The sequence below is a fragment of the Microbacterium sp. Ag1 genome (assembly GCF_001005635.1).
GTDB lineage: Bacteria > Actinomycetota > Actinomycetes > Actinomycetales > Microbacteriaceae > Microbacterium > Microbacterium oxydans.
In genome coordinates, this window is the sequence record NZ_LBCR01000028.1 from 52,120 (window position 1) to 75,992 (window position 23,873).

Below are 23,873 nucleotides of genomic sequence, written 5' to 3' on the forward strand. Positions count from 1 at the left end.
CCATGGGGGGAACCCCTGAGCGACCCCTGATTCTCGCCGGGGGAGCCCCCGGAGCATCGGCGCGGATGATTGGATGGCGACATGTCCTCTTCGGCGCACGCTCCCGCGCGACCTCCGCGCGTCGCCGCTCCACCGCGCCCGTCGCTGACCCGCGATCGCGACTGCCTGGTCGCCGGCGTCAGTGCCGGACTCGCACGCCACCTGGGCGCACGGCCGTGGATGGTGCGCGCTCTGTTCATCGCCCTCGCGCTGTGCGGCGGTGCAGGGGTGCTGCTCTACGCCTGGTGCTGGATGTTCACGCCGTGGGCGGAGGGTGAGGACGCACCGACCAGACGGATGCCCGTGGCGTGGCTGCTGCTGGCTCCCGCGGCCGTGGGGGTCCTCGTCGTGCTGGTGTGGCGTGGCGGCAGCGACTGGCTGACCGGGTCGATCCCTCCCGATGTCGCGGCGGTCGTCGTCGGCGGAACGGTGGTCTTCGCGACCGGCGCCGGGCTCTGGGCGACGCTGATCGACAGCACCGACACCGCACGGGGGCCACGGCACACGCTGAGCATCCGGATCCTCTCGATCGTCCTGCTGGCCCTGCTGTTCACGATCCTGCTGTCCTGGCCGGTGGCCCGTTCGGGCGTGGCGCTGGTGCTGCTCCCGCTGGTCGGGCTCGCGGCCGTGGTGTCCTCGTCGTTGATACCCCGATGGCGCGAGCTGTCCGGTGAGCGGGTGCGCCGCATCCGCGAGGAGCAGCGCAGCCAGATGGCCGCCCACCTGCACGATTCGGTGCTGCAGACACTGGCGCTGATCCAGAACAGGGCGGGAGCTTCCAGCGAAGCTGCGCGCCTCGCCAGGGCGCAGGAGCGCGAGCTGCGTGCCTGGTTGTACGACGGCGATGCTCCGGCCGATAGTGATCTTCCGACCGACCTGCGCGACTATGCCGGAGCGTTGGAGCTCGACTACCCGGTGCGCATCGACGTGGTCTCCGCCGGCCTGTCGACAGAGCGGGCGAGCGGAGAGCTCGCCGCCGCCGCCAGGGAGGCGATCCTGAACGCGGCCCGCCACGCAGGAGGCGAGATCTCGGTGTACATCGAGGGAAGCGTGTCAGGCGTCGATGTGTTCATCCGCGATCGGGGCCCGGGATTCCAGCTCGATGAGGTGCCCAGCGATCGGTTGGGCGTGCGCGAGTCGATCATCGGACGGATGCGCCGTGCGGGTGGCAGTGGAGGGGTTCGCAGCGATGAGAGCGGCACAGAGGTGCATCTGCGCATCATGACACCGTCCAACCAGGAGCGGCCGGTACCGCGTGCGACGGCTCGGGAGGAGCACCATGGCTGAGATCATCCGTGTCGTGATCGTCGACGATCACTCGATCTTCCGCTCCGGCCTGCGCGCAGACCTCGATGCGAGCGTCGATGTGGTGGGCGAAGCGGCAGATGTGCCGTCGGCGATCGCGGTGATCGGCGAGACGCGACCGGATGTCGTTCTCCTCGACGTGCATCTCCCGGGCGGCGCCGGCGAGGACGCGGCCGGAGGTGAGGCGGTGATCCGCGGGTCGTCTCCGACCGATGCCCGCTTCCTCGCGTTGAGCGTGTCCGACGCCGCGGCCGACGTGGTGCGGGTGATCCGCGCCGGCGCGCGGGGCTACATCACGAAGGGCTCATCCGGCGTCGAGGTCAGCAGCGCGGTGCGGGCCGTGGCCGAGGGCGATGCGGTCTTCTCGCCGAGGCTTGCCGGCTTCGTGCTCGACGCCTTCGGGGCGGTCGCCGGCGAGACCGCGACAGCGACCGACGAACTCGACCGGCTCTCGGCACGCGAGCAGGAGGTCATGCGCCTGATCGCTCGGGGCTACGCGTACAAAGAGGTCGCGTCGGAGCTGTTCATCTCGATCAAGACGGTCGAGACGCATGTGTCGTCGGTGCTGCGCAAGCTTCAGCTCTCCTCACGACACGAACTCACGGCATGGGCCTCCGAGCGGCGGCTGTTGTGAGCGCACCGCTCGGGTGAGGTCGCTCAGGCCGCGAGCCACAGACCTTTCTGATCCGTCGCGATGGTGAGTCCGGCCGCGACCGTCTCGTCGTCGCCGATCCTGGCACCGCGGACGATGCGCGCTCCGGCACCGATGTCGGTGCGGACGCCCACGTAGGCGTGGTCGCCGATCGCCGCGCCATGGCCGACGTGCGCGTGCGCGTCCACGAACGCGCCCTCGCCGATCACGGCGTCTTCGTCGATCCAGGCACCGCGGGCGATGGTCGCGCCGGCACCGACGCGCGCCCCCGGTTCGATATAGGCACCCGCCTCGATGTGTGCCTTCGGGTGCACCTTCGCGCCATGCGCGACGAGACCCCGGCCGTTCGCGTGCTTGCGATACCGCAGCGTCGCGCCCTGGTCGTTCTCGATGTCGACGTAGTTCTTGCCCACGATTCCTCCCGTGCTCCGGAGTTCTCCGGATATATCAACAACCACGACAGGGGCGGATTCATTCCCGCGGATGGATGTGGTCAGTGCTGACAGGAGGGGCACCAGAAGGTGATGCGTTCGCGGGTCGGATCGGCGCCCTGCTCGCCCCGCCGGATCAAGGTGCCGCAGCGTCGGCACGGACGTCCGGCGCGGCCGTACACCCAGGTGCCCTGGCCGGGCCGATCGACGCCGGTGAAGGTGCGGTGACGGCGGTCCCGGTTGGCGCGGATCGTGCGCACACCGAGGTCGAGGAGGGCGGCGACATCGACCTCCGGCGTCGGTCTGGTCGGCAGGATTCCTCGGAGGAACAGGAGTTCTGCGGCGTACTCGTTGCCGAATCCCGCGACGTTGCGCTGATCGAGGAGGGCGACGTGGATGCTGCGGGCGTCGGCCTCGAGACGTCGGACTGCCTCTGCCGCATCCCAGTCGTCGGCGAGCGGATCAGGTCCGAGGTAACCGACGAGCTGATCCTCGTCACGGGTGGGGACGACCTCGATCTCGGCGATGTCGACGCCCACGGCTTCGCCCCGCGGCGTACCGACGACCGCACGCACCTTGAACGCCGGATGCCGCCACTTCTCGCCGGGGCGATAGGTGAACCACGCGCCGTCCATGCGCAGATGCGAATGCAGTGTGCTGTCGCCGATGCGCATGAGCAGATGCTTGCCGCGGGGGATCACGGCATGCACCGGCTGGCCGGTCAGGTCGAGCGTGGCGAATCGGGGCACGCGCAGGTCGAATCGGGTGACCTCCGCGCCGGCCAGAGCTTCGTCGAGTCGTCGTGCCGTGCGGAAGACGGTGTCGCCCTCGGGCATCAGGGGGCGCCGATGGGAGTGGGCGGCGGCGGGGTGCGCGGCGACGCGGTGGGCGGCGCGACGGGCGGTGTGGTGGGCAGCGTGGTGGGGGACGTGGCGAATCCGGCTCGCGCGAGCATGTCTCGCGCGAGCATCGTGCTTCCGGCCACGGCGGCCGGCATGATCGCGACGGCTCCGCCAGGGATCAGGAAGCAGAGCTGTGTCGCCACTCCGAAGCCGAGAACCCGCGCCCGGCTGCCCGAGAACAGGGTAGCGCGCTGGGCGGGGCTGAGATCGCGGGCATCGAAGGCTCGACCCGTGAGCTCTCGGGCCAGCAGTCGACCGGTCAGGACGACTCCGGCGATGGGGCCGAAGAACCCGCCGACGGCAGGGATCAGACCGATGAGGAGCACGACGATCGCGATCAGGATTCCGAGCAGAACCAGGCGGAGTCCCTCGCCGAGAGTGGTCCAGAAGCTGCCGCCGTCGGCCGGGGGCGCGTCGCCGAGGTCGGCCTCGACCGCATGCCAGATGCGCTGGTAGAACGGATCGCCGATGGTCAGGGTGAGGGCGCTGAAGACCACGCTGGCCAGGGCGAGCGCGGCCGCGACGATCACAAAGCTCACCGCAGACCGCAGCAGGCCGCGCCACGGTTCGAGCCACCCCTCGGCGAACGGCGTCAGCCACGTGGAGACCGACGGCAGACCGATGATCAGCGGTACGAGCGCGGCAGCGAGCAGGAGCAATGCGATGACCGCGGGGACCAGTCCGAGCAGCATGAGTCCCGGCCGGGTGCGCCACAGCCCGAAGCCGCGCAGCAGTGTGCGGATACCGGTGGCGAACTCGCGGATCATGGCTTCCAGCGTAGGCGTAGTGCTCAGACGACCTTGCGGAGCGTGTATCCGCGAGGGGTCGCCACGAAGCCGGACTCCTGCAGTGCGAGGGCGAGTTCAGTGCCGTAGACGCCCTCGCCGTTGATCTTCTCGACGGTGAGCGTGTCGAGGCGACGGGCGCGCGCGGTGGCCGCGAGGTCGGAGGCCGCGGCGCGCAGCACCTCGGCGTCGTCGCTGAACGACAGCACGGTGCGTCCGCCGCGTTCGAGGGACAGCACCAGTGCACCGTCGACGAGCACGACCAGACCGCCCGCTTTGCGCCCTGGACGATGCGAGACCCCGTCGAGCTTGGGCCAGCCGAGGGCGGCGCCGTACGGGTTCGCCGGATCGGTCGACGCGAGAGTCACGCTCTTGCGCGGCGGCGGATCCGCGAGGCCCGCATAGGTGCGCAACCGGTCGACGGTGCCGGACGCGGCGAACTGCGCAGCTCCGAGCTTCTCGATCACGTAGCCCCGGCGGCAATGCCCCGCCTCTTCGAAGCCCGCGAGCACCCGATAGGCCTGGGCGAAGCCGCCGGGAACACCCTCAGCCTGCACGGCGCCGCGCGTGACGACGCCGTAGCGGTCGAGCAGGAGCCCTGCGGTGACGGTCGCCCGGCGGGCAGGATCGGTCTCGAGCGCCGGCAGCAGCGACCAGCGGCCGCCGATCGAGGGCGGGCGGGGTGCCGCGGTCCCGGTGAAGGACACCCCGCGGTAGGTGCGGGCGCGGGGCGCACGGCGTTTGACCTTGTGCGCCTGCGAGCCGCCGGTGAGGAGCGAGCGGATGGGGGCGAAGGTGTCGTTGGTGACGTAGCCCGCCCAGGTCAGAGACCACAGCGCCTCGAGCACCGACTGCTCGTTCTCGGCCGCCGCCATGTCTTTCAGCTGTCCGGCGAAGTAGGCACCCCCGACGTCGAGCGCGATGAGGATGCGCGACTCCAGGGAGTCGGACGCGATCTCGGTGTCGCGCTCCGGGAGGGTGAAGGGCGCGATGTCGGCCGGATGCAGCGACACCCAGCCGTCCCGTCCCGGGAGGGTGCCGTGTCCGGACCAGATGACCTCCCCCGATGCCGTCAGTTCGTCGAGCATCGCCGGGGAGTAGTCGCGCACGCGGGAGGGCAGGATCAGCGACTCCCACGCACTCGCGGGGATCGGTACACCGGCGAACTGCTCGATCACGTTCAGCACGCCGTCGACGCCTTCGAGCGGACGACCGATGTGCTGCCAATCCGGGAGGAACCGTGCGTATGCCTCGGGAGAGACCGGCTCGACCGAACCGCGGATGGCCGCCAGCGAGCGCATCCGGAGCCGACGCAGCACCTCGGAGTCGCACCACTCGACCGCGTCGCCGCTGCCTGCCGCCTCGGGCAGGAAGTACCCGCTCGTGAGCCGTCCTGCCGTCTCGAGCCGCTGCAGCGTATGCCGCGCGACGGCGGCACCGAGCCCGAATCGGGAGGCGACGGCATCTGTCGTGAACGGCCCGTGCGTGCGGGCATGGCGAGCCACGAGGTCGCCGAGCGGATCCGCGACCGGTTCGAGGAACGCCACCGGGATTCCCGTGGGCAGCGCTGCGCCGAGCGCATCACGCAGCCGACCGGCATCCTCGATCGCTGCCACCCTGGTCGCTCCGGCGATCGTGACGGGGATCGCCCGTCGCGCGGTGACGAGGTCGTCCAGCAGAGCGGCTGCCGAGGCACCTGCTGTCGATTCGGGGTCGAGGCGCGCAGTGACCTCTTCGGCGTCGAGCGGGCCGAGCATCCGGAGCAGGTCCGCGACGCCCTCGAGGCCTCGTGCGCGGCGGTCGGGATCGAGACGCTGGGCCTCGCGTTCGAACTGCGCGATCACGTCGGGGTCGAGCAGTTCCCGCAGTTCGACCGTGCCCAGCAGCTCCCCGAGCAGAGCGGGGTCGACCGAGAGCGCGGCCGCCCTCCGTTCGGCGAGCGGAGAGTCTCCTTCGTACATGAACGCGCCCACGTAGCCGAACAGCAGGTCGCGCGCGTATGGCGACGGCTGGCCCGGCTCGGTCTCGACCAGGCGGATGCGTCGGTCGGCGATCGATGTCGCGAGCTTGCGCAGCGACGGCAGATCGTAGACATCCTGCAGCACCTCGCGCAGGGTCTCCAGGATCACCGGGAACGTCGGATGGCGCCTGGCGACCTCGAGCAGTTGGGCCGACCGCTGCCGCTGCTGCCACAGCGGTGTGCGCTTGTTCGGGTTCATGCGGGGCATGAGCAGCGCCCTGGCCGCGCATTCGCGGAAGCGGGAGGCGAACAGCGCGGAGCCGCCGACCTCCTGGGTGACCAGGAGTTCCAACTCCTCGGGGTCGAACACGAACAGCTCGGCACCGGGCGGTTCCGCCTCGGCATCGGGAATGCGCACGATGATGCCGTCGTCGCTCGCGACCGCCGATCCTTCCACGCCGAGACGCTCGCGCACTCGGGCGTTGATCGCCAGAGCCCAGGGCGCGTGCACCTTCATCCCGTAGGGCGAGTGCAGGATCACCCGCCAATCGCCGACCTCGTCGCGGCCGCGCTCGACGGTGAGGGTGCGGTCGGTGGGGAGCGTGCCCGTCGCCTCGCGCTGTTCGGTCAGATGGGCCATGAGGTTCGTCCGTGCCTGCTCGTCGAGCCCCGCATCGATGAGCCGCTGTGCCGCCTTCTCGGGCGTCGCCGCCGAGACCTCGCGCGAGAAAGCCCCCAGCGCCTCGCCCAGTTCGAACGGCCGACCGATGCCGTCGCCGTGCCAGAACGGCACCTTGCCCGGCTGCCCGTAAGCGGGGATCACGTTCACGCGGTCGTGCGTGATCTCGGCGATCCGCCAGCTCGTCGTGCCGAGCGTGAACACATCGCCCACCCGCGACTCGTAAACCATCTCCTCGTCGAGCTCGCCGACCCTGGCGCCGGTCGTCTCGCCCGCGACGAACACGCCGAACAGGCCGCGGTCGGGGATCGTGCCGCCGCTGGTCACCGCGATGCGTTGTGCCCCCGGCCTTCCCGTCAGCGTGCCGGCGTCACGATCCCACACGAGGCGTGGCCGCAGTTCGGCGAACTCGTCCGAGGGGAAGCGGCCCGCCAGCAGATCGAGCGTCGCCTCGTACGCCGAACGCGGGAGCGCCTGGAACGGCGCCGATCGGCGAACGGTCTCGAACCACTCCTCGACGCCGATGGCTCCCAGCGCGCTCGCCGCGACGGTCTGCTGGGCGAGGATGTCGAGCGGGTTGCGCGGCACCTGGATCGCCTCGATCTTGCCCGCCAGCATGCGCTCGGTCACGATCGCGGTGTGCAGCACGTCGCCGCGGTGCTTCGGGAAGAGGGCGGCCCGGCTGATCTCGCCCACCTGGTGCCCGGCGCGGCCGACCCGCTGCAGACCCGAGGCCGCAGACGGCGGAGCCTCGACCTGGATCACGAGGTCGACGGCACCCATGTCGATGCCGAGCTCGAGACTGCTCGTCGCCACGACGCAGCGCAGCACTCCGGACTTGAGCTCCTCTTCGACCTGTGCCCGTTGCTCTTTCGACACCGATCCGTGGTGCGCCTTCGCGAGCACGGGATCGGCCCCCGCGGTGGCTCCGGCCTGGGCCATCATCGCGGCGGGCACGGTCGTATCGGGGAGGGGTACGCCGATCCGCTCGGAGTAGATCTCGTTCAGTCGCCCGGTGAGGCGCTCGGCCAGCCGACGGGAATTGGCGAACACGATCGTCGAGTTGTTCTGCAGGATGCGGTCGACGATCGCTTCCTCGACGTGCGGCCATACCGAACCGGTGACCTCGGAGTATTCGGCTTCGTCGGTGTCTCCCGGAACTCCGGGCGGTGGAGGCGGATTCGTCATGTCGTCCATCGGGACGACCACACCGAGCTCGAAGGTCTTGGAGGCGGGAGGTGCCACGATCTCGACCGGGGCAGAGCCGCCGAGGAACCGGGCCACCTCGTCGATCGGCCGCACCGTGGCGGAGAGGCCGATACGCTGAGCCGGTGTCTCGACGCCGTTCGCGCGGCGCAGGGCGTCGAGCCGTTCGAGGCTGACGGCGAGGTGCGCTCCGCGCTTGGTGGCGGCGACGGCATGCACCTCGTCGATGATCACGGTGTGCACGCCACGCAGCGTCTCGCCCGCGCGGCTCGTGAGCATGAGATACAGCGACTCGGGGGTCGTGATGAGGATGTCGGGCGGATCGGACACCAGCTTTCGCCGGTCGCGCGATGTCGTGTCGCCGGAGCGCACCCCGACGGTGACCGCAGGGGCCGTCACCCCGAGCCGTCTGGCCGACTGGCCGATGCCGATCAGCGGGGAGCGGAGATTGCGCTCGACGTCGACGCCGAGCGCCTTCAGGGGGGAGATGTAGAGGATGCGCGTTCGGGGCTCGCCCTTCGCCGACGGCGTGGTCTCGCCCATGCGCTCGCGGAACACGCTGTCGATCGCCCACAGGAACGCGGACAGCGTCTTGCCCGATCCGGTCGGGGCGACCACGAGGGCGTGCTTGCCGGCGGAGATCGCGTTCCAGGCACCCGCCTGCGCGGGAGTGGGCGCGGGGAACGCCCCCCGGAACCAGTCCTGCGTGGCGGGAGTGAAGCGGTCGAGCACGTCGCTCATCCCTCCATCATCGTCGAGGCCGCAGACATCGGGGCGTGACGATGTCGGCGGGAGGGAGGATGCTGGGGGAATGGCGCACACCACGAACTACGTCGACACGTTCATCGAGGTCGCCGACGACTGCCCGATCGCGCACGCGACCGAGCCGCCGGTCGCCGAGAAGCCCTCGATCGCGGCGATGCATTACCGTCTGATCGCCGAGCAGCCCTACGCGCGCACCTCCGACGACGTGATCTTCGAGACGTATGCGCTGCGCAACGGCATCGCCGTGGACGACACTGCCGCACGGGCGTCGTTCTTCGCGAAGGGACAGCCCTGCCTGCGCTCCTCGCCGCTGGGAAAGCGCTACGGATGGGGCGTCCATCACGACGCGGAGGGTCGGGTCGCCCTGGTTCCGCGGGACTCGGCGGAGTACACGGCGCTCGCCGCAGACCCCGCGCTCGCGCACACTCGGGCGATGCGGAGTCGGCGGGCGTGACACCTGCTCACGCTCGCCGAGGAGGCGGCAGAGGCCCACGCCGGCGAAGCTGACGAGCAGGGTGCCTCGTACTGAGGTACGACGGCCCCTGACAGTGGGCACTTCGGGCCGACGCGACGGGGTGGCCTCCGCTTTTACCGTCGCCCTATGCCCGTCGAGAACACCCTTCCCCACCCCGCCGCCAGCGCTCTCCGTGTCATCGCCTCGATCGTCGGAAGCGTGCTCGTCGCCGCTGCTCTGAGCATCATCTGGGTCGCCCGTCTGAGCATCGACCGGGTCCTGTACGTGAGCGGCCTCGGAGCCGACGGAGAGCCGACGGCCGGATGGTTCGAGCTCGCCCTGCTGCTCCTCGTCGTGGGTGGTCTCTCGGTCGCGTGGGCGGCACGCGGACTGCGGTCGACGGTGCCCTGGCTGAGCATCTGGACGCCGTCCTTCTCGGTGGCGATGGCGTCCGCGCTGTTCCTGGTGGCCTCCCAGGTCACATGCACGACGGGATGCCCGCTTCCCGTCGGGCCGGCCTTCACCTGGCAGGACCTCGTGCACACGACCGTCGCCGTCCTCGCCTTCGCGCTGGCCGCGTTCGCGATGCTCCAGGTGTCGTTCGTCGAGGGGAGGCGCACGCTGCGGATCCTCTCCTTGGTGGCGGGTATCTCGACCGCGGTGATCGCGGCGGCCGGTGGCCTCCTCTCGCTGCTGCAGTTCCGCACCGATATCGGCAGCATCCTCGAGCTCGTCGCGACCACGATCGGCATGGGCTGGCTCGCGATCCTCGGGATGGACACCGCGTTCGCCCAGCGTGCAGGTGCGGCGCGCAGGCAGACGTGGGTCCGGGTCTCGAAGGAGAAGACCGGCGCTCTGGTGGGGGAGCGTCGCACCGCGACCGGATCGCTCCTCGTCGTCTCTCGCTGACGGAGTCCAGGATGCGGTGCGTAGAGTCGACCCATGCGAGAGCCAGCACCCGTCGCCGCCGGAGAGGCCAGAGCGATGGGTCTGCCTCGGCCTCCCGGCGCGCTGGGGCGGTTCTGGAAGACGCACCCCTGGCTCTTCGACGGACTCCTCGCCGCCGGCTACCTGGTCGTGAGTGCGTTCTGGTCCCTGGTCACTCCGCTGTCCTCCGGCGTATGGTCGCCCGCGTGGCCGTACATGATCCCGCTGTTCGTGAGCGTGGTGACCTCCGCCTCCCTGATGTTCCGCTCCCATCGACCCTCGCTCACGTACCTGGTGTTCGGGGCGGGTGCGGTCGTCGCGTTCGTCACCGACACCGTCGTCGAGACGTTCGGGGTCAGCCTCGCGGTCTACGCGCTGTTCGTCTACCGGTCGAATCGCAGCGGCTGGATCGCGTTCGGCATCACCGTGGTGGGAGGGGTCCTCGTCCTCCCTGCCCTGGACTGGCTGCGCGAACCCGATCCGGAACGTCTCTTCGTCTCGGTACCCACGAGCGTGCTGTTCCTCGCCGTGATGCTGATCGCTGCCCTCCTCGGAGTCAACGTGGGTGACCGGCGGCGGTATATCGGAGCGATCCTCGATCGCGCCAATCAGCTCGCCCGCGAACGCGACCAGCAGGCACGGATCGCGACTCTGGCCGAGCGCGCCAGGATCACGCGCGAGATCCACGATGTCGTGGCGCACAGCGTGTCGGTGATGGTGTCGCTCGCAGACGGTGCGGATGCCCTGGCCGAGAAGGACCCGCAGCGGTCGAGGGACGCCGTGCAGGAGATCGGCGAGATCGGGCGGCAGTCGCTCGTCGAGATGCGGCAGCTGCTCGGTGCTCTGGGCGACGACACGGCGGAGAGCGAAGAAGACGGTTCGTTGCGACCGAATCCGGGACTTGCCGAGCTCGTGCCGCTCGTCGAGACCTTCCGCACGGCGGGGCTCCCCGTGTCGGTGCGCACGGAGGGGAGTGCGCCTTCGTCGCCCGCTCTGCAGAACACGATCCACCGCATCGTGCAGGAGGCGCTCACGAACGCGCTGCGCTACGCGAAGGATCCGCGTGAGGTGCGGGTGCTGCTCGACTTCCGCGACGACGTCCTCGTGATCGAGGTCACCGACGACGGGCAGCCGGGACCACCCGCCGCCTCGGTGGGGTCGGGTCGCGGGCTCGTCGGCGTGCGTGAGCGGGCGCGGCTGGCCGGCGGAACAGTGCAGACCGGACCTCTGCCCGACGGCGGATGGCGCGTGCGGGTGGAGATCCCCGAACAGGAGGACCAGCGATGACCGAGGAACCGATCCCGATCCGGGTGCTCATCGTCGACGATCACGAGTTGATCCGGCGAGGGATGAGGATGGTGCTCGACGCCGAAGACGACATGAAGGTCGTCGGCGAGGCAGCATCGGGAGCCGAGGCTGTGCACATGGCCGCGGATCTGCGCCCCGACGTGATCCTGATGGACATCCGGATGCCGGAGATGGACGGCATCGAGGCGACCAGGCGCATCGTCAGGGGCACTCCGTCGAGCAGGGTGCTGGTGCTCACGACCTTCGACCTCGACGAGTACGCGTTCGGGAGCCTTCGTGCGGGAGCGAGTGGTTTCCTGTTGAAGAACACTCCGCCCGCGCAGCTGACGGCGGCGATCAGGGCGATCGCCGCCGGTGATGCTCTGGTCTCGCCGCGTGTCACCCGGTCGATGCTCGATCTGTTCGCCACACGCCTGCCCCGACAGGCGGAGCGTGGGGATGCGCGCCTGGACGTGCTGACCGAGCGGGAGCGCGACGTGTTCCTCGCCATCGCCAAGGGGTACAACAACACCGAGATCGGTGAGAGCCTCTTCGTGTCCGAGTCGACCGTGAAGACCCATGTCGGCAGGGTGCTGCTGAAACTCGATCTGCGTGACCGCGTGCAGGCCGTCATCCTCGCGTACGAGATCGGTCTGGTCTGACGGGGTGCGACGTCAGGGAGCTCTCTCCCCGACGTCGCACGTCCGCGTCAGGGCTCGAGCGTCACCTCCTGCAGTGCGCCTTCGCCGTCGATCTCGAGCGTCAGATCGAGGTCGAGGCGACGCAGGAATGCGTCGTCGTGGCTCACGACGAGCACGGCGCCTCGGTAGGCGCGGAGGGCTTCGACGAGCTGGTCAACCGTGTCGAGGTCGAGGTTGTTCGTCGGCTCGTCGAGCACCACGAGGTGCGGTGCGGGGTCGGCGAGCAGCAGCGTCGCCAGCGCGACGCGGAACCGCTCACCGCCGGAGAGGGACGCCACAGGGCGCTCGGCCGTGGCTCCTCGGATGAGGAACCGGGCGAGCCGGTTGCGCAGCTCCTTCTCCGGCACGTGGGGTGCTGCGGCGGCGATGTTCTCGAACACCGAGCGCTGCTCGTCGAGTCCGTCGACCCGCTGCGGCAGGTAGCCGATCAGGTCGGTGTGGGCCTCGGCGTGCAGCGGATGCTCGTCCGGAGCCGAGCCGGCGACCAACCGCTCCAGCAGCGTGGTCTTGCCCGCCCCGTTCCGGCCGATCAGTGCGACCCGTTCCGGACCCTGGATCACCCAGGCTCGTTCGTGATCGCCGACCGTCGCGATGCGGCGGCTGCGGGACACCTGCGGGTCGGGCAGTTCGATCTTCATCGATGCATCAGAGCGCACACGGCGCCCCGTTTCATCGAGGAGCGACCGCGCCGCATCCTCCTTCGCTCCGACCTCGGTGCGCAGTCGGCCCGCCGAGACCTCAGCGGCCATCTTGCGCCCGTGGGCCACGATCTTCGGGACGCGCTTCTCGATCTCCGCCTTCTTCGCGGTGCGTGCGCGGTGGGCGAGCTTCACCTCGGCTTCGATCCGCTGACGCTTCTCCTTGCGGAGCACCTGGGCGGCGGTGACCTCGGCTTGCTTCGCCGCATCCTGCTCGGCGTCCAGCCACGCCCGCCACTCGGAGTACGGGCCGCCGAACACGCTCAGCGTCTGGGCGTAGAGCTCGGCGGTGTCGTCCATCAGCTCGAGCAGAGACAGGTCGTGGCTCACGACGATGAGCGTGCCCTTCCAGGCGCGCACCATCGCCGCGAGCTTCGCTCTGGCGTCGCGGTCGAGGTTGTTGGTCGGCTCGTCGAGGACCGTGATGGGCGCGCGGCGCAGACGGATGCCGGCGATCGCGACGAGCACCGCCTCCCCTCCCGAGAGCTCGCCGACCGTGCGGTCGAGGAAGTCCGGGGCCAGTCCGGCCTCGGCCAGCGACGCCTCCGCGCGCGCTTCGATGTCCCAGTCGTCCCCGACCGCATCGAAGTGGGCCGGGTCGACGTCGCCCGTGCCGATCGCCCGCACGGCATCGAGGGCTTCGGACACCCCGAGGAGGTCGCTGACGCGGCGGTCGACATCGAGTGTCAGCTGCTGCGGAAGGTACGCGACCTCGCCGGATGCGGTGACGACGCCCGAGGTGGAGTCGAGCTCGCCGGCGATCAGTCGCAGCAGCGTGGACTTGCCGGCGCCGTTGCGTCCGACGAGCCCGGTGCGTCCCGAGCCGAAGGACCCGGAGATGCCGTCGAGCGCGATCGAGCCGTCGGGCCAGGTGAAGGTGAGCCGGTCGAGGACGACCGAGGCGTGAAGAGTTGTGGGGGTTGACATGAGTGTCTCCTGTCGAGTGCGAGGGTGCACTGACACCGAGCCCCTGCCGGGCCGTGACACGCGTCACGGGATGGGGAGGAGTGGGTCTGCCGTGGAGTCGGCGATCGTCGGGTCAGCGCGCGGAAAGATGAGCGCGGAGGCGACGGATCAGATCAAAGGACTTCCAGACACGGCGGACAGGACTCCCCGACGATACCCGGGCGTGTCGCGATCGCGCAACCCCGGGCGTGTCGGATTGTCCGTCGCGCGGGGGATGCCGTCGCCTCCACCGGTGCGTAGCGTGGAGGCATGGCAGATCACGATCCGAGTCCGCAGGAGTCGCGTTCGCGTATGGGCCTGGGTGTCGGGCTCGCGCTCGGAGTGGCGATCGGGGCGTCGCTGGGCGCCGCCCTGCAGAACTGGGCCCTCGGAATCGGAATCGGAGTGGCGATCGGCGTCGCCCTCTCCGTCGCCATCACCTCGGGCGGCGGATCCGGTTCCCGCACACGGAGCGAGCGCGAGGGCGAGCGCGACGGGGGCGACGAGACCGACGGGCGCCCTGGTGACGACTCCGGTGCGTCCGAGGAGGAGCCGGAGCGCTGATCAGCTCGCGGCGATCCCCTCGACCCACTTGGTGAGGAAGCGATGCACGTCGGTCAGTTCCTCCTCCGAGATGCTGTGCGTGAGTCCGGTGTACACCCGACCGGACAGCTCGGAGTGCGTCGGCAGCCATTGGGCCGTGTGGTCGACCAGCGCCGGCGGGATGACGTCGTCGTGCGTGCCCCGACCCCAGAACACCGGTGGGCGCAGCTCGGTCAGTGCCTCGTCGTTCGGAAGGTCTCCCGGTGCGGCGTATCCGCTCAGCGCCGCCACCGCGCCGAAGCGTTCCGGGGCCAGACGGAGGGCCTGCAGCGCCACCGCCGCGCCCTGAGAGAAGCCGAGCAGCGCCACCGACGGGGCCTCGGCGGCTGCGGAGTCGAGCCAGCGCAGGAAGGCGTCTGCCGCGGCGGTGACCGCCTCCGAGCTGCGTCCGTCGAGTCCTTCGATCGGGTACCAGGAGCGCCCCGGCATGGGCCACGGAGGGGCGAGCGGAGCGGCGACGGAGGCCACGGCGATGCCCTCGGGGAGGTAGGGGATGAGTCCGACGAGGTCGTGTTCGTCCGCCCCGTAACCGTGCAGGAGGACCAGCAGAGGCGCCCCTGCACGGTCGGTGGACGACCATCGGGTCGCGGAGTCGTCGATCGTCAGGTTCTCGCTCACACCGTCATCCTGCCAGGGGCCACCCTCATCGTCTGCTCAGCCGTCGCGCGTCGGCCGTCCACTCGAGGCGCATGGCCGGGCGCGGTGTCGGTTCTGAGGGACGGCTGGTAGAAAGGACACATGGCGGTCCGCACACCTGATCCTGATCCGGAACCCGACGACGACGGTCTCGGCGAGTTCCCGGATTCGAATCGCCCTGCGCCCGATGCGAACCCCGGATGGTTGAGCGAGTTCGAGCTCGAAGAGGCTCGGCGTCGGCTGCCGATGCTCTATGTGGAGGCGATCCCGGTGCGCACCGACGGCTCCGGCCAGGTGATCGAGATCGGCATCCTGCTGCGCTCCACCCCGATGGGGGAGATGACCCGCACGATCGTTTCCGGGCGCGTCCGCTTCGGCGAGACGATCCGCGACGCCCTCTTCCGCCACGTCGAGAACGATCTGGGCCCGATGGCCTTCCCGCTGCTTCCGCCGCAGCCGCTGCCGTTCACCGTGGCCGAGTACTTCCCGATCCCCGGCGTGAGTGCCTTCCACGACGACAGGCAGCATGCGGTGTCGCTGGCCTTCGTCGTGCCGGTGACCGGCACGTGCGAGCCACGGCAGGATGCGCTCGAGGTCACCTGGTTCTCGCCGGAGGCCGCCGGTTCCGACGCGGTCGCCGCCGAGATGGAGAACGGTCGAGGCACTCTCATCCGTCAGGCTCTCGCGAGCCTCGGTCTGCTGCGCTGATACCTCCGGTGCTCAGGCTCCGGCTGTGGTGAGGCGCGAGAGCTCGGCGACGAAGGCGTCGACGTCGGCTTCTTCGGTGTCGAAACCGCACATCCAGCGCACCTCCTTGCGCGCCGCGTCCCAGTCGTAGAAGCGGAACGAGTCGCGCAGCCGGTCGGCGACGCCGTCCGGGAGCGTGGCGAAGACGCCGTTGGACTGCGTCGGCTGGGTGAAGTCGACGCCACGGATGGAGCCGTCGGCGATGCCCGCCTCGATCTCCGAACGCAGACGCGCCGCCATGGCGTTCGCGTGCTTCGCGTTGCGCAGCCACAGGTCGGTCTCGAGCAGAGCGATCAGCTGCGCCGACACGAACCGCATCTTCGACGACAGCTGCATGTTGAACTTGCGCGAGTACTTCAGGCCGTCGGCGGCGTCGGGGTTCAGCACGACGATGGCCTCGCCGAGCATGGCGCCGTTCTTGGTGCCGCCGAAGGTCAGCACATCGACGCCGGCGTCGCGGGTGAACGCACGCAGCGGCAGGTCGAGGGCCGCTGCCGCGTTCGAGAGGCGCGCACCGTCGAGGTGCAGCTTCATGCCGCGCTCGTGCGCGTGGTCGGCGATCGTGCGGATCTCCTCGGCTGCGTACAGCGTGCCGAGCTCGGTGGTCTGGGTGATCGAGACGACCAGCGGCTGTGCGCGGTGCTCGTCGCCCCAGCCCCAGGCTTCGCGGTCGATCAGCTCGGGCGTGAGCTTGCCGTCGTCGGTGGGGACGGTCAGCAGCTTGAAGCCGCCGATCTTCTCCGGGGCCGCGGCCTCGTCGACGTTGATGTGGGCGGTCGAAGCGGCGATCACCGCCCCCCAACGCGGCAGCATCGACTGCAGGCCGGTGACGTTCGCGCCGGTGCCGTTGAACACCGGGAACGCCTCCACGCCCTCGCCGAAGTGCTCCTGGAAGACCTCCTGCAGGCGCGCGGTGTACGCGTCCTCGCCGTAGGCGCTCTGGTGGCCTCCGTTCGCCGCGGCGATGGCCGCGAGGACGTCGGGGTGGATACCGGAGTAGTTGTCACTGGCGAAGCCCCGGATCGCGGGGTCATGCTGGATGCTCACCGCTCAAGCCTAATCGCCCTACCGGATGTCCCCGCCCCGCTCTACCCTCGAATCCATGGAGCGCACCGTAGCGAAGAGAGCCTTCGCCAACGTCCTCGTCAACACGCTCATCGCGAACGTGACGACGAGCTTCCTGTGGTTCGCGCTGACGTTCTGGGTCTACATCGAGACGCAGTCGGTGCTGGCCACCGGAATCATCGGCGGTGCCTACATGCTGTTCGTCGCGTTCTTCGCGATGGCGTTCGGCACGATCGTCGATCGCAACCGCAAGCACACCGTCATGGTGATCTCGAGCATCATCTCCGCGGTCTCCTTCCTCGTCGCCGGGGTGCTCTACCTCTGGCAGCCGGAGGCGGCGCTGCTCGATCTGGGAGGGCCGTGGTTCTGGCTGTTCTCCGGCATCATCCTGTTCGGCGGCGTGATCGAGCAGCTGCGCAACATCGCGCTGTCCACGACCGTGACCCTGCTCATCCCCGAGGAGAGGCGCGCGAACGCGAACGGTCTGGTCGGCACGGTGCAGGGCATCGCCTTCCTGGTCACCAGTGTGTTCTCGGGATTGTCGATCGGCTTCCTCGGCATGGGATGGACCCTGGCGATCGCCATCGCCGCCATGGCGCTCACCTTCGCGCACCTGCTGTTCATCCGCATCCCTGAGGGCGCTCCGGAGCCCGACCCGAACGCCTCCAGCGCCCTCGACTTCCGGGGAAGCGTGCAGGCCATCCGGCTGGCGCCCGGGCTGTTCGCCCTGATCATCTTCTCCACGTTCAACAACCTCATCGGGGGCGTCTACATGGCGCTCATGGACCCCTACGGGCTCACGCTCTTCGATGCCCAGACCTGGGGGTTCGCTTTGGCCTTCGCCTCGACCGGCTTCCTCGTCGGCGGCGGGCTGGTGGCCAAGTTCGGCCTCGGTCCCAAGCCCATGCGCACGATGCTGCTCGTGGTCATCGCGATGGGACTGCTCGGGTCGGTGTTCATGCTGCGAGAGTGGTGGCCGCTCTACGTGGTCGGCATGTGGGTGTACATGGCACTGGTGCCTCCGGTCGAGGCCGCGGAGCAGACCGTGATCCAGAAGGTCGTGCCGTTCCAGCGTCAGGGGCGTGTGTTCGGGGTGGCCGCAGCGATGGAAGCGGCGGCGGCTCCGCTCACGGCCTTCCTGATCGCCCCGATCGCCGAATTCCTGATCATCCCCTACATGAGGACCGCCCAGGGGCAGCAGCAGTGGGGGTGGCTGCTCGGAGAAGGCGAGGCGCGAGGCATCGCGCTGATCTGCCTCTTCGCCGGACTGATCATGGTCGTCGCCGCCACGCTGGCCTTCTTCACGCGCTCCTATCGCAAACTCACCGAGCTCTACGCCGAGGCTCCCGAGCAGGAGATCGACGCGCCGGAACCGGAGGGGGCGGATGCTCCACCCGTGGTTCCGGGGATGCCTCCGGATTCCCGCTGACGCTGACCGCCGCGCAGGAGCGGACAGGGGGCATCGAGACGGCATCGAGGGAGCCTCGGTGCCGTGCCGTGCCGGGCCGGGGATCAGCCCAGGTCCAGCACCCGGTCGTTGAGCGCGGTCGCGTCCTCGTCCCACAGCGCGACGATCCGGGCGGCCAGCGCATCGGGATCGAGTGCCTTGGCGCGGAACACCACGGACGCGGTGCGCAGGGGCTCGTCGGCTTCGCGTGCGGCCTTGGCGTATCCCTGGGCCACCGCTCGCGCCCAGGCCTCGCTCGCAGCCTTGACCGCGGCGTAGTTCGCCCCGCCGGCGAGGGGGCGCGCGACGGCGGTGGATGAGACGATCGCGAAGCGTCCGGCGTCTGAGGCGCGCACCACATCGTCGAACGCCCGGCTCGTGGCTCGCACGGCGTCGAGCGCGGGGAGCAGCGCGGCGAAGTCCTCATCGGACTGTCCGGCCAGGCCCCCGCCTCCTCTCCACCCTCCGATCAGCGGAACCACTGCATCCACGGGGCCGAGCCGCGAGGCCAGGGCGGTCATCTCGTCGAGAGAGGTCGCATCGGCGACCTCGACCTGAGCCCCGGCACGCGCCAACTCCTGCAGGCGCTCCTCCGAGCGGCCGGTCGCGAAGACCCGTGCGTTCGCGGCGACCAGCGCCCGCGTCACCGCGAGGCCGGCCGCACTGGTGGCCCCGGCGAGCAGGACGATGCGTCCGGAAGCCGTCGATTCGGTGCGCTCGGCCTCGTGTGCCACGTGCTCAGCCATGTCGTCCACTCTCCCGGATCGGAGGGGCTTCCGCGGCCGGAACCTGCGGGAGATCCCGCACGAGAGGTTCCGGCCGCAGCGCGGTGCGCCCCAGCGTCACACTCGGAACGCGCGCGGTGCGCGCGTGGTCATCAGTCGTCCGTGCCGCGGATTCCGACGGTCGACTCGATGACCGGCTTCATCTTCTTGTCGAGGGTCTCGAAGAACATCGACAGCGGGAACTCGTCGTCCATCACGGCGTCGGTGTAGCCCTTCGGTGCCCCGGCGAGGATCTCGTCGGACAAGCCGCGGGCCCACTGAGACGCCGGGTGCGGGGTGAGCGTGCCGCGGACGAGCTCGTATGCGGCGAGCCAGTGCGCGACCTTCGGACGGTCGATCGAGTGCCAGTACAGGTCGTCGATCGCATCTCCCAGAGCCACCACGGCATCCGGCACGGCGTCCCAATCGAACGCGAGAGCGGTGTCGGTCCAGTGCAGCACGCCACGCTGGTGCAGCCACGCGAACAGGAGCTGTCCGCCGACCGCGTCGTAGTTGCGCGTGCGAGTGCCCGTGATCGAGAAGCGGAAGATGCGATCGAAGATCACCGCGTACTGCACGAGGTGCGCGTAGTCGTGCGTCTCCTGCTCGATCTCGGTGAGCTCCTCGCCGGCTTCGATGCGGGCAGCGAGAGCACGCTCGATCTTCACCGACTCGCGGAACGCCGTCATGTCGCAGCGCATCTCCTCCAGCGAGTAGAGGAAGAACGGCATCCGCTGCTTGATCATGAACGGGTCGAAGGGCAGATCGCCGCGCATGTGGGTGCGGTCGTGGATGATGTCCCACATGACGAAGGTCTTCTCGGTCATCTGCTGGTCGTCGAGCATCGCGGCCGCGCGCTCCGGCAGGTCGAGGTTGGTGATCTCGGCAGCGGCACGGGTGACACGACGGTAGCGGGCCGCCTCGCGGTCCTGGAAGATCGCGCCCCACGTGAAGGTCGGGATCTCGCGCATCGCGACGGTCTCGGGGAACAGCACGGCCGAGTTCGTGTCGTAGCCGGGGGTGAAATCGACCAGACGCAGCGAGACGAACAGCTTGTTGCCGTAGTCGCCGGCTTCGAGTGCCGCGATGAACTCCGGCCAGATCGTCTCGACGATCAGCGCCTCGACCAGGCGGTCGCTCGAGCCGTTCTGCGTGTACATCGGGAAGACGACGAGGTGGCGGATGCCGTCGACGCGGTGCTGCTGCGGCTGGAAGGCCACGAGCGAGTCGAGGAAGTCCGGCACACCGAAGTCTTCCGAGACCCAGCGCTCGAAGTCGACCACGGAGGCGGCGAGGTATTCGGCGTCGTGCGGGAAGGCGGGGGCGAGTGCGCGGATCGCGGCGGTGATCGCACCGACGAGTTCCCGGGCGGCGGCGTGGTGCGCGGCATCCGGGATCGAGCCGTCTTTGATCTGCATCTCGCGGATCGCGATCGCGGCGTCCTTGAGCTGAGCCCACGCGGCGGACTGCTCGGCGATCGATGCGTCCTCGACGACCTCGGGTTCGCCGACGATGGCCTGGACAGCGGAACTGTTGGCGGAAAGAAGGGACATCGGGACCTCCGATCGGAGAGTTTGGCGGAAAGATTCCGGCATAAACGGAATCCTGACGATAATCTTACAGCTATGGATGACTCTGTCGACCGCGCGATCCTGACCGCCATCTCCCGCGACGGCCGTGCCACGCTCTCGCAGCTCTCCGACGCCGTGGGGCTGTCGGTGTCGGCCGTGCAGTCGCGCCTGCGCAGGCTGGAGACGCGGGGTGTCATCTCCGGCTACCGCGCGATCCTCGACCCCGAACAGGTGGGCACACCGCTCTCGGCGTTCATCGAGATCACGCCGCTCGACCCCGCCCAGCCGGACAACGCCCCGGAACTGCTCGAGCACCTCGATGCCATCGAGGCCTGTCACTCCATCGCCGGTGACGCGAGCTACATGCTGTTCGTGCGGGTGCCGTCGCCGCGCGCACTCGAAGAGCTCGTGCGCGACGTGCGCCTGGCGGCGAACGTCAGCACCCGCACGACGGTGGTGCTGCAGACGTACTACGAGCACCGGCCGATCATCCCGGTGGGCTCCGCGGAGTAGCCCGTACGGCGGGTGTCAGAGCGCGGCACCCACCAGGGCCTCGCCCAGCGGGGTGCGCAGGTGGTGCATCCTGGCGCCGTCGCGTTCGCTGGTGACCAGGCCGGCATCTCGAAGAACCGAGAGGTGATGTGACGCCGTCGATATCGCGAGGCCCGCATCGTGCGCGACCTGTGTCGTCGTGCGGGCGGCGCCGGCCTGGAGCAGGATCGCCGCCCGCGCCGGTCCCAGCAGGGCGCCGAGAGCATCCTCGATGTCGGCGGCGTCTCGGGCCCAGCCTGCGGTGACGCCGCGGGCCGGATAGAACAGCGTGGGTTGCGCCGGAGGTTCGGTGAGCACCATGCAGCCCCACGACGACATGACCGAGGGCACCAGCACCAGTCCGCTTCCGCGGCAGTCGACCTGCTCGCTGTGGCGACGCAGGGAGACGCGCACGGCGCCCGCGCTCCAGGTCACCTGGCGGTGCAGGTCTCCGGCCATGCCGGCGATACCTGCTGTCGTGATGGTGCGGGCGCGCACAGCGATGTCGGCACGGAGCAAGCGCTCGAGCTGCGGCCACACCGGGGCGAGTGCCGCCTCCCATACGGCGGCCCACCCGTCGGCGATCATGTCACGGGCGCGCTCGGGATGGTCCTGCATCTCGCGTAGGGCCTGTCGGCGGGCGCCGGTCGAACGCTGCACCATCTTCCCGAAGTCGACGCGCATCGGATCGAGAGGTGCCGCGCGCAGTTCGTCGAGCTCGGCCTCGGGGGTCAGATCCCATCGGGGCGTGGTCGTGAGGAAGTCGGGCAGGTAGCCGTCGTCGCCGATCACGGTGGAGAGCAGTGCGAAGTCGCGGCGCGGGAGCTGTTCGCGAACGGCGCGCAGCCACCCCCATTGCAGCGGATGGGCGGCCGGACGCCGCAACACCCTCACCGCGTGCGCGAGCTCGTGCCCGGGGGAGATGCCGAACCGCACCGCCTCGACGTCGCCGGGGCTCAGATGGAACTCGACACGATGATCCGGGTGCTCGACGCCCTCGATCGGGCTAGAGTTTCGATCCACATCGAAACTCTAGGAGCAGGCGAAGGGTCTGTCGAGACTGGAGCCATGAACAGCACACCGTCTCTCTCCGGCGTCGTCGCGGCCGACGACATCCGCATCGGCACGGGGCGCAGCCGGAGGTTCGTCGGGGTCGAACACGGCGCCGCCGTGTCCTACTTCTTCGTCGAGAACCAGCCGGGGGAGGGGCCGGGTCTGCACTGGCATCCCTATCCTGAGACCTGGGTCGTGATCGAGGGCATCGCCTCGATCACGGTGGGCGAGGAGACCTTCGTCGCCGGAGCAGGCGATACCGCGACCGGACCCGCCCATGTGCCGCACCGCTTCACCAACGTCGGTGACGGGGTGCTCAAGATCATCGGCATCCACGCCTCCGCCACCATCATCCAGACATTCCTCGACGAGGACTGACCACAGGAGCACCATGTCCTTCCAGGCATACCTCGACAACATCGAGACCAAGACCGGCCTCACCCCGCGGCAGTTCATCGAACTCGCCGCCGAGAAGGGGTTCGACCAGACGACCAAGGCGACGCCGATCGTCGCGTGGCTCAAAGAGGACTACCAACTGGGACAGGGTCACGCGATGGCCCTCGTGCACGTGATCACCAAGGGGCCGCAGATCAGCGACAAGCACGTGGGCAAGGGCGGCGCCCACGGCGACCGGTCCGACACCCTGTGGCTCGACGGCAAGGACACCAACCCGAACCCCTGATGCGCCGTCCCGCTGAGGTCCGGCATCGGGTCGGCCAGTAGGATTCCCTGCGTGGCAGCATCCTCCCAGCGCAAGAAGAAGAACCCGTCCGCGAAGCGCACGCCGGTGCACACGAGTGGCAACCCGGCGAAGCGTCCGGTGGTCGAAGCCGGACCGGTGACGGCGGGGGACTGGATCGGCGCTGCGCGCCTGCGCACCCTGCCGCTCGCGATCGCACCCGTCGTCATCGGCACGGGCGCCGCGCGCAGCACCGGGCCCGAGTTCCACTGGGTCATCGCGCTCGCCTGCCTCGCGGTCGCGGTGCTGCTGCAGATCGGCGTGAACTTCACGAACGACTACAGCGATGGCGTCCGCGGCACCGATGCGCACAGGGTCGGACCTGCGCGCCTGACGGCCTCGGGGCGGGTGAAGCCGCGCACCGTGCTGATCATCGGCCTGGTGTTCTTCGCCCTGGCCGCTCTCGTGGGTCTGGGGATCGTGATCCGCACCGGGCAGTGGTGGATGCTGGCCGTCGGCGCCGCCTGCATCGTCGCGGCGTGGTTCTACACCGGCGGCAAGCGGCCGTACGGGTACTACGGCTTCGGCGAGGTGTTCGTCTTCGTCTTCTTCGGACTCGTCGCCACGCTCGGCACCACCTGGGTGCAGATCTTCGCCCTGCCGCAGCAGGCCTGGCTCGGCGCGATCGCGACAGGTCTGTTCGCCTGCGCCGTGCTGCTCGCCAACAATCTGCGCGACGTCGACCAGGACCGCGAGGTGGGCAAGCGCACCCTCACGGTGCTGATCGGGCGCAGGGCCACCCAGGTGCTCTTCACGCTCTTCGTGCTCGCGCCGTTCGGCATCGCCGCATTCCTGGCACTGGGGTTCCCGATCGCGTGGATCTCCCTGCTGGCGCTGCTCGCCGGTCTGCCGGCCATCGCCATCGTCTGGTCGTACCGGCAGCCGAAAGAGCTGGTGACCGCTCTCGCGCTCACCTCATTGACGTCGCTGCTGTACGCCGGGGCCCTGTTCTGGGCCTTCGTGGGCTGATCCGGCCGTGGG

The 23,873-nt window shown here is 69.6% G+C and carries 23 protein-coding genes; 13 read left to right on the forward strand and 10 right to left on the reverse strand.

What is annotated here, in order from left to right:
* Window positions 1-81: 81 nt before the first annotated feature.
* Together AAY78_RS07680 and AAY78_RS07685 are read left to right on the forward strand one after the other, a co-directional pair.
* The gene (locus tag AAY78_RS07680; protein ID WP_046747753.1) at window positions 82-1,326 is read left to right on the forward strand and encodes an ATP-binding protein; all 1,245 of its coding nucleotides are present in this window, start codon (window positions 82-84) and stop codon (window positions 1,324-1,326) included.
* The gene (locus AAY78_RS07685; RefSeq protein ID WP_046747754.1) at window positions 1,319-1,978 is read left to right on the forward strand and encodes a LuxR C-terminal-related transcriptional regulator; all 660 of its coding nucleotides are present in this window, start codon (window positions 1,319-1,321) and stop codon (window positions 1,976-1,978) included. The genes AAY78_RS07680 and AAY78_RS07685 overlap by 8 nt, the downstream gene beginning before the upstream one ends.
* Window positions 1,979-2,001: 23 nt before the next feature.
* On the opposite strand, the gene AAY78_RS07690 is transcribed toward AAY78_RS07685, so the two are convergent.
* The 4 genes from AAY78_RS07690 to AAY78_RS07705 form a co-directional block, all read right to left on the reverse strand.
* The gene (locus tag AAY78_RS07690) at window positions 2,002-2,409 is read right to left on the reverse strand and encodes a DapH/DapD/GlmU-related protein (protein ID WP_017829277.1); all 408 of its coding nucleotides are present in this window, start codon (window positions 2,407-2,409) and stop codon (window positions 2,002-2,004) included.
* 80 nt (window positions 2,410-2,489) lie between these two features.
* Window positions 2,490-3,263 carry a DNA-formamidopyrimidine glycosylase family protein gene (locus tag AAY78_RS07695; RefSeq protein ID WP_046747755.1) on the reverse strand — a complete coding sequence of 258 codons (774 nt, stop codon included), beginning with the start codon at window positions 3,261-3,263 and terminating at the stop codon, window positions 2,490-2,492.
* On the reverse strand, window positions 3,263-4,096 hold the full coding sequence (locus tag AAY78_RS07700; RefSeq protein WP_046747756.1) for an EI24 domain-containing protein: 834 nt from the start codon (window positions 4,094-4,096) through the stop codon (window positions 3,263-3,265). Before AAY78_RS07700 ends, AAY78_RS07695 begins: the two co-directional genes overlap by 1 nt.
* 23 nt (window positions 4,097-4,119) lie before the next feature.
* Entirely contained in the window at window positions 4,120-8,700 is a 4,581-nt protein-coding gene (locus AAY78_RS07705) for an ATP-dependent helicase (RefSeq protein ID WP_046747757.1), read from the reverse strand.
* Between the two features lie 70 nt (window positions 8,701-8,770).
* Here AAY78_RS07705 and AAY78_RS07710 point away from each other — a divergent pair, with 70 nt between their 5' ends.
* From AAY78_RS07710 to AAY78_RS07725, 4 genes are all read left to right on the forward strand, one after another.
* Window positions 8,771-9,178, forward strand: a complete 408-nt coding sequence (locus tag AAY78_RS07710) for a DUF6157 family protein (RefSeq protein ID WP_046747758.1) — start codon at window positions 8,771-8,773, stop codon at window positions 9,176-9,178.
* Window positions 9,179-9,325: 147 nt separating this feature from the next.
* Entirely contained in the window at window positions 9,326-10,087 is a 762-nt protein-coding gene (locus AAY78_RS07715; protein ID WP_156172627.1) for a DUF998 domain-containing protein, read from the forward strand.
* Between the two features lie 33 nt (window positions 10,088-10,120).
* Window positions 10,121-11,392: a sensor histidine kinase gene (locus tag AAY78_RS07720; protein ID WP_082108614.1), complete on the forward strand. Its 1,272-nt coding sequence runs from the start codon at window positions 10,121-10,123 to the stop codon at window positions 11,390-11,392.
* The gene (locus tag AAY78_RS07725; protein WP_046747760.1) at window positions 11,389-12,054 is read left to right on the forward strand and encodes a response regulator; all 666 of its coding nucleotides are present in this window, start codon (window positions 11,389-11,391) and stop codon (window positions 12,052-12,054) included. The genes AAY78_RS07720 and AAY78_RS07725 overlap by 4 nt, the downstream gene beginning before the upstream one ends.
* A 47-nt stretch (window positions 12,055-12,101) precedes the next feature.
* On the opposite strand, the gene AAY78_RS07730 is transcribed toward AAY78_RS07725, so the two are convergent.
* Complete coding sequence (locus AAY78_RS07730; RefSeq protein ID WP_046747761.1) at window positions 12,102-13,718, reverse strand: ABC-F family ATP-binding cassette domain-containing protein; 1,617 nt, start codon at window positions 13,716-13,718, stop codon at window positions 12,102-12,104.
* A 288-nt stretch (window positions 13,719-14,006) separates the two neighbouring features.
* On the opposite strand from AAY78_RS07730, the gene AAY78_RS07735 reads away from it, so the two are divergent.
* Entirely contained in the window at window positions 14,007-14,300 is a 294-nt protein-coding gene (locus AAY78_RS07735) for a hypothetical protein (RefSeq protein WP_046747762.1), read from the forward strand.
* Here AAY78_RS07735 and AAY78_RS07740 read toward each other — a convergent pair whose 3' ends face one another.
* Window positions 14,301-14,957: an alpha/beta hydrolase gene (locus AAY78_RS07740; RefSeq protein WP_046747763.1), complete on the reverse strand. Its 657-nt coding sequence runs from the start codon at window positions 14,955-14,957 to the stop codon at window positions 14,301-14,303.
* A 120-nt stretch (window positions 14,958-15,077) separates the two neighbouring features.
* Between AAY78_RS07740 and AAY78_RS07745 the strand changes: the two genes are divergently transcribed.
* Window positions 15,078-15,683: an NUDIX hydrolase family protein gene (locus tag AAY78_RS07745; RefSeq protein WP_046747764.1), complete on the forward strand. Its 606-nt coding sequence runs from the start codon at window positions 15,078-15,080 to the stop codon at window positions 15,681-15,683.
* Window positions 15,684-15,695: 12 nt separating this feature from the next.
* On the opposite strand, the gene AAY78_RS07750 is transcribed toward AAY78_RS07745, so the two are convergent.
* On the reverse strand, window positions 15,696-16,769 hold the full coding sequence (locus tag AAY78_RS07750) for a threonine aldolase family protein (RefSeq protein ID WP_046747765.1): 1,074 nt from the start codon (window positions 16,767-16,769) through the stop codon (window positions 15,696-15,698).
* Window positions 16,770-16,824: 55 nt separating this feature from the next.
* Here AAY78_RS07750 and AAY78_RS07755 point away from each other — a divergent pair, with 55 nt between their 5' ends.
* The gene (locus tag AAY78_RS07755; RefSeq protein WP_082108615.1) at window positions 16,825-18,216 is read left to right on the forward strand and encodes an MFS transporter; all 1,392 of its coding nucleotides are present in this window, start codon (window positions 16,825-16,827) and stop codon (window positions 18,214-18,216) included.
* 83 nt (window positions 18,217-18,299) lie between these two features.
* Here the strand turns inward: AAY78_RS07755 and AAY78_RS07760 are convergent, their stop codons facing one another.
* Window positions 18,300-18,980, reverse strand: coding sequence for an SDR family oxidoreductase (locus AAY78_RS07760; protein WP_046747926.1), 681 nt, complete (start codon window positions 18,978-18,980; stop codon window positions 18,300-18,302).
* Between the two features lie 131 nt (window positions 18,981-19,111).
* Window positions 19,112-20,551: a DUF6421 family protein gene (locus AAY78_RS07765; RefSeq protein WP_046747767.1), complete on the reverse strand. Its 1,440-nt coding sequence runs from the start codon at window positions 20,549-20,551 to the stop codon at window positions 19,112-19,114.
* A gap of 72 nt (window positions 20,552-20,623) precedes the next feature.
* Here AAY78_RS07765 and AAY78_RS07770 point away from each other — a divergent pair, with 72 nt between their 5' ends.
* Entirely contained in the window at window positions 20,624-21,082 is a 459-nt protein-coding gene (locus AAY78_RS07770; RefSeq protein ID WP_046747768.1) for an Lrp/AsnC family transcriptional regulator, read from the forward strand.
* 15 nt (window positions 21,083-21,097) lie between these two features.
* Here AAY78_RS07770 and AAY78_RS07775 read toward each other — a convergent pair whose 3' ends face one another.
* On the reverse strand, window positions 21,098-22,123 hold the full coding sequence (locus AAY78_RS07775; RefSeq protein WP_082108616.1) for an ArsR/SmtB family transcription factor: 1,026 nt from the start codon (window positions 22,121-22,123) through the stop codon (window positions 21,098-21,100).
* Window positions 22,124-22,168: 45 nt separating this feature from the next.
* On the opposite strand from AAY78_RS07775, the gene AAY78_RS07780 reads away from it, so the two are divergent.
* Genes AAY78_RS07780 through AAY78_RS07790 form a run of 3 tightly spaced genes read left to right on the forward strand, consistent with a single transcriptional unit; the run spans window position 22,169 to window position 23,861 of the window.
* Window positions 22,169-22,531 (forward strand): cupin domain-containing protein, encoded by a 363-nt coding sequence (locus tag AAY78_RS07780; protein WP_046747769.1) that lies wholly within the window; start codon window positions 22,169-22,171, stop codon window positions 22,529-22,531.
* A 13-nt stretch (window positions 22,532-22,544) separates the two neighbouring features.
* The gene (locus AAY78_RS07785) at window positions 22,545-22,835 is read left to right on the forward strand and encodes a DUF4287 domain-containing protein (protein ID WP_046747770.1); all 291 of its coding nucleotides are present in this window, start codon (window positions 22,545-22,547) and stop codon (window positions 22,833-22,835) included.
* A 51-nt stretch (window positions 22,836-22,886) separates the two neighbouring features.
* The gene (locus AAY78_RS07790; protein WP_052748694.1) at window positions 22,887-23,861 is read left to right on the forward strand and encodes a 1,4-dihydroxy-2-naphthoate polyprenyltransferase; all 975 of its coding nucleotides are present in this window, start codon (window positions 22,887-22,889) and stop codon (window positions 23,859-23,861) included.
* Window positions 23,862-23,873: the final 12 nt, after the last annotated feature.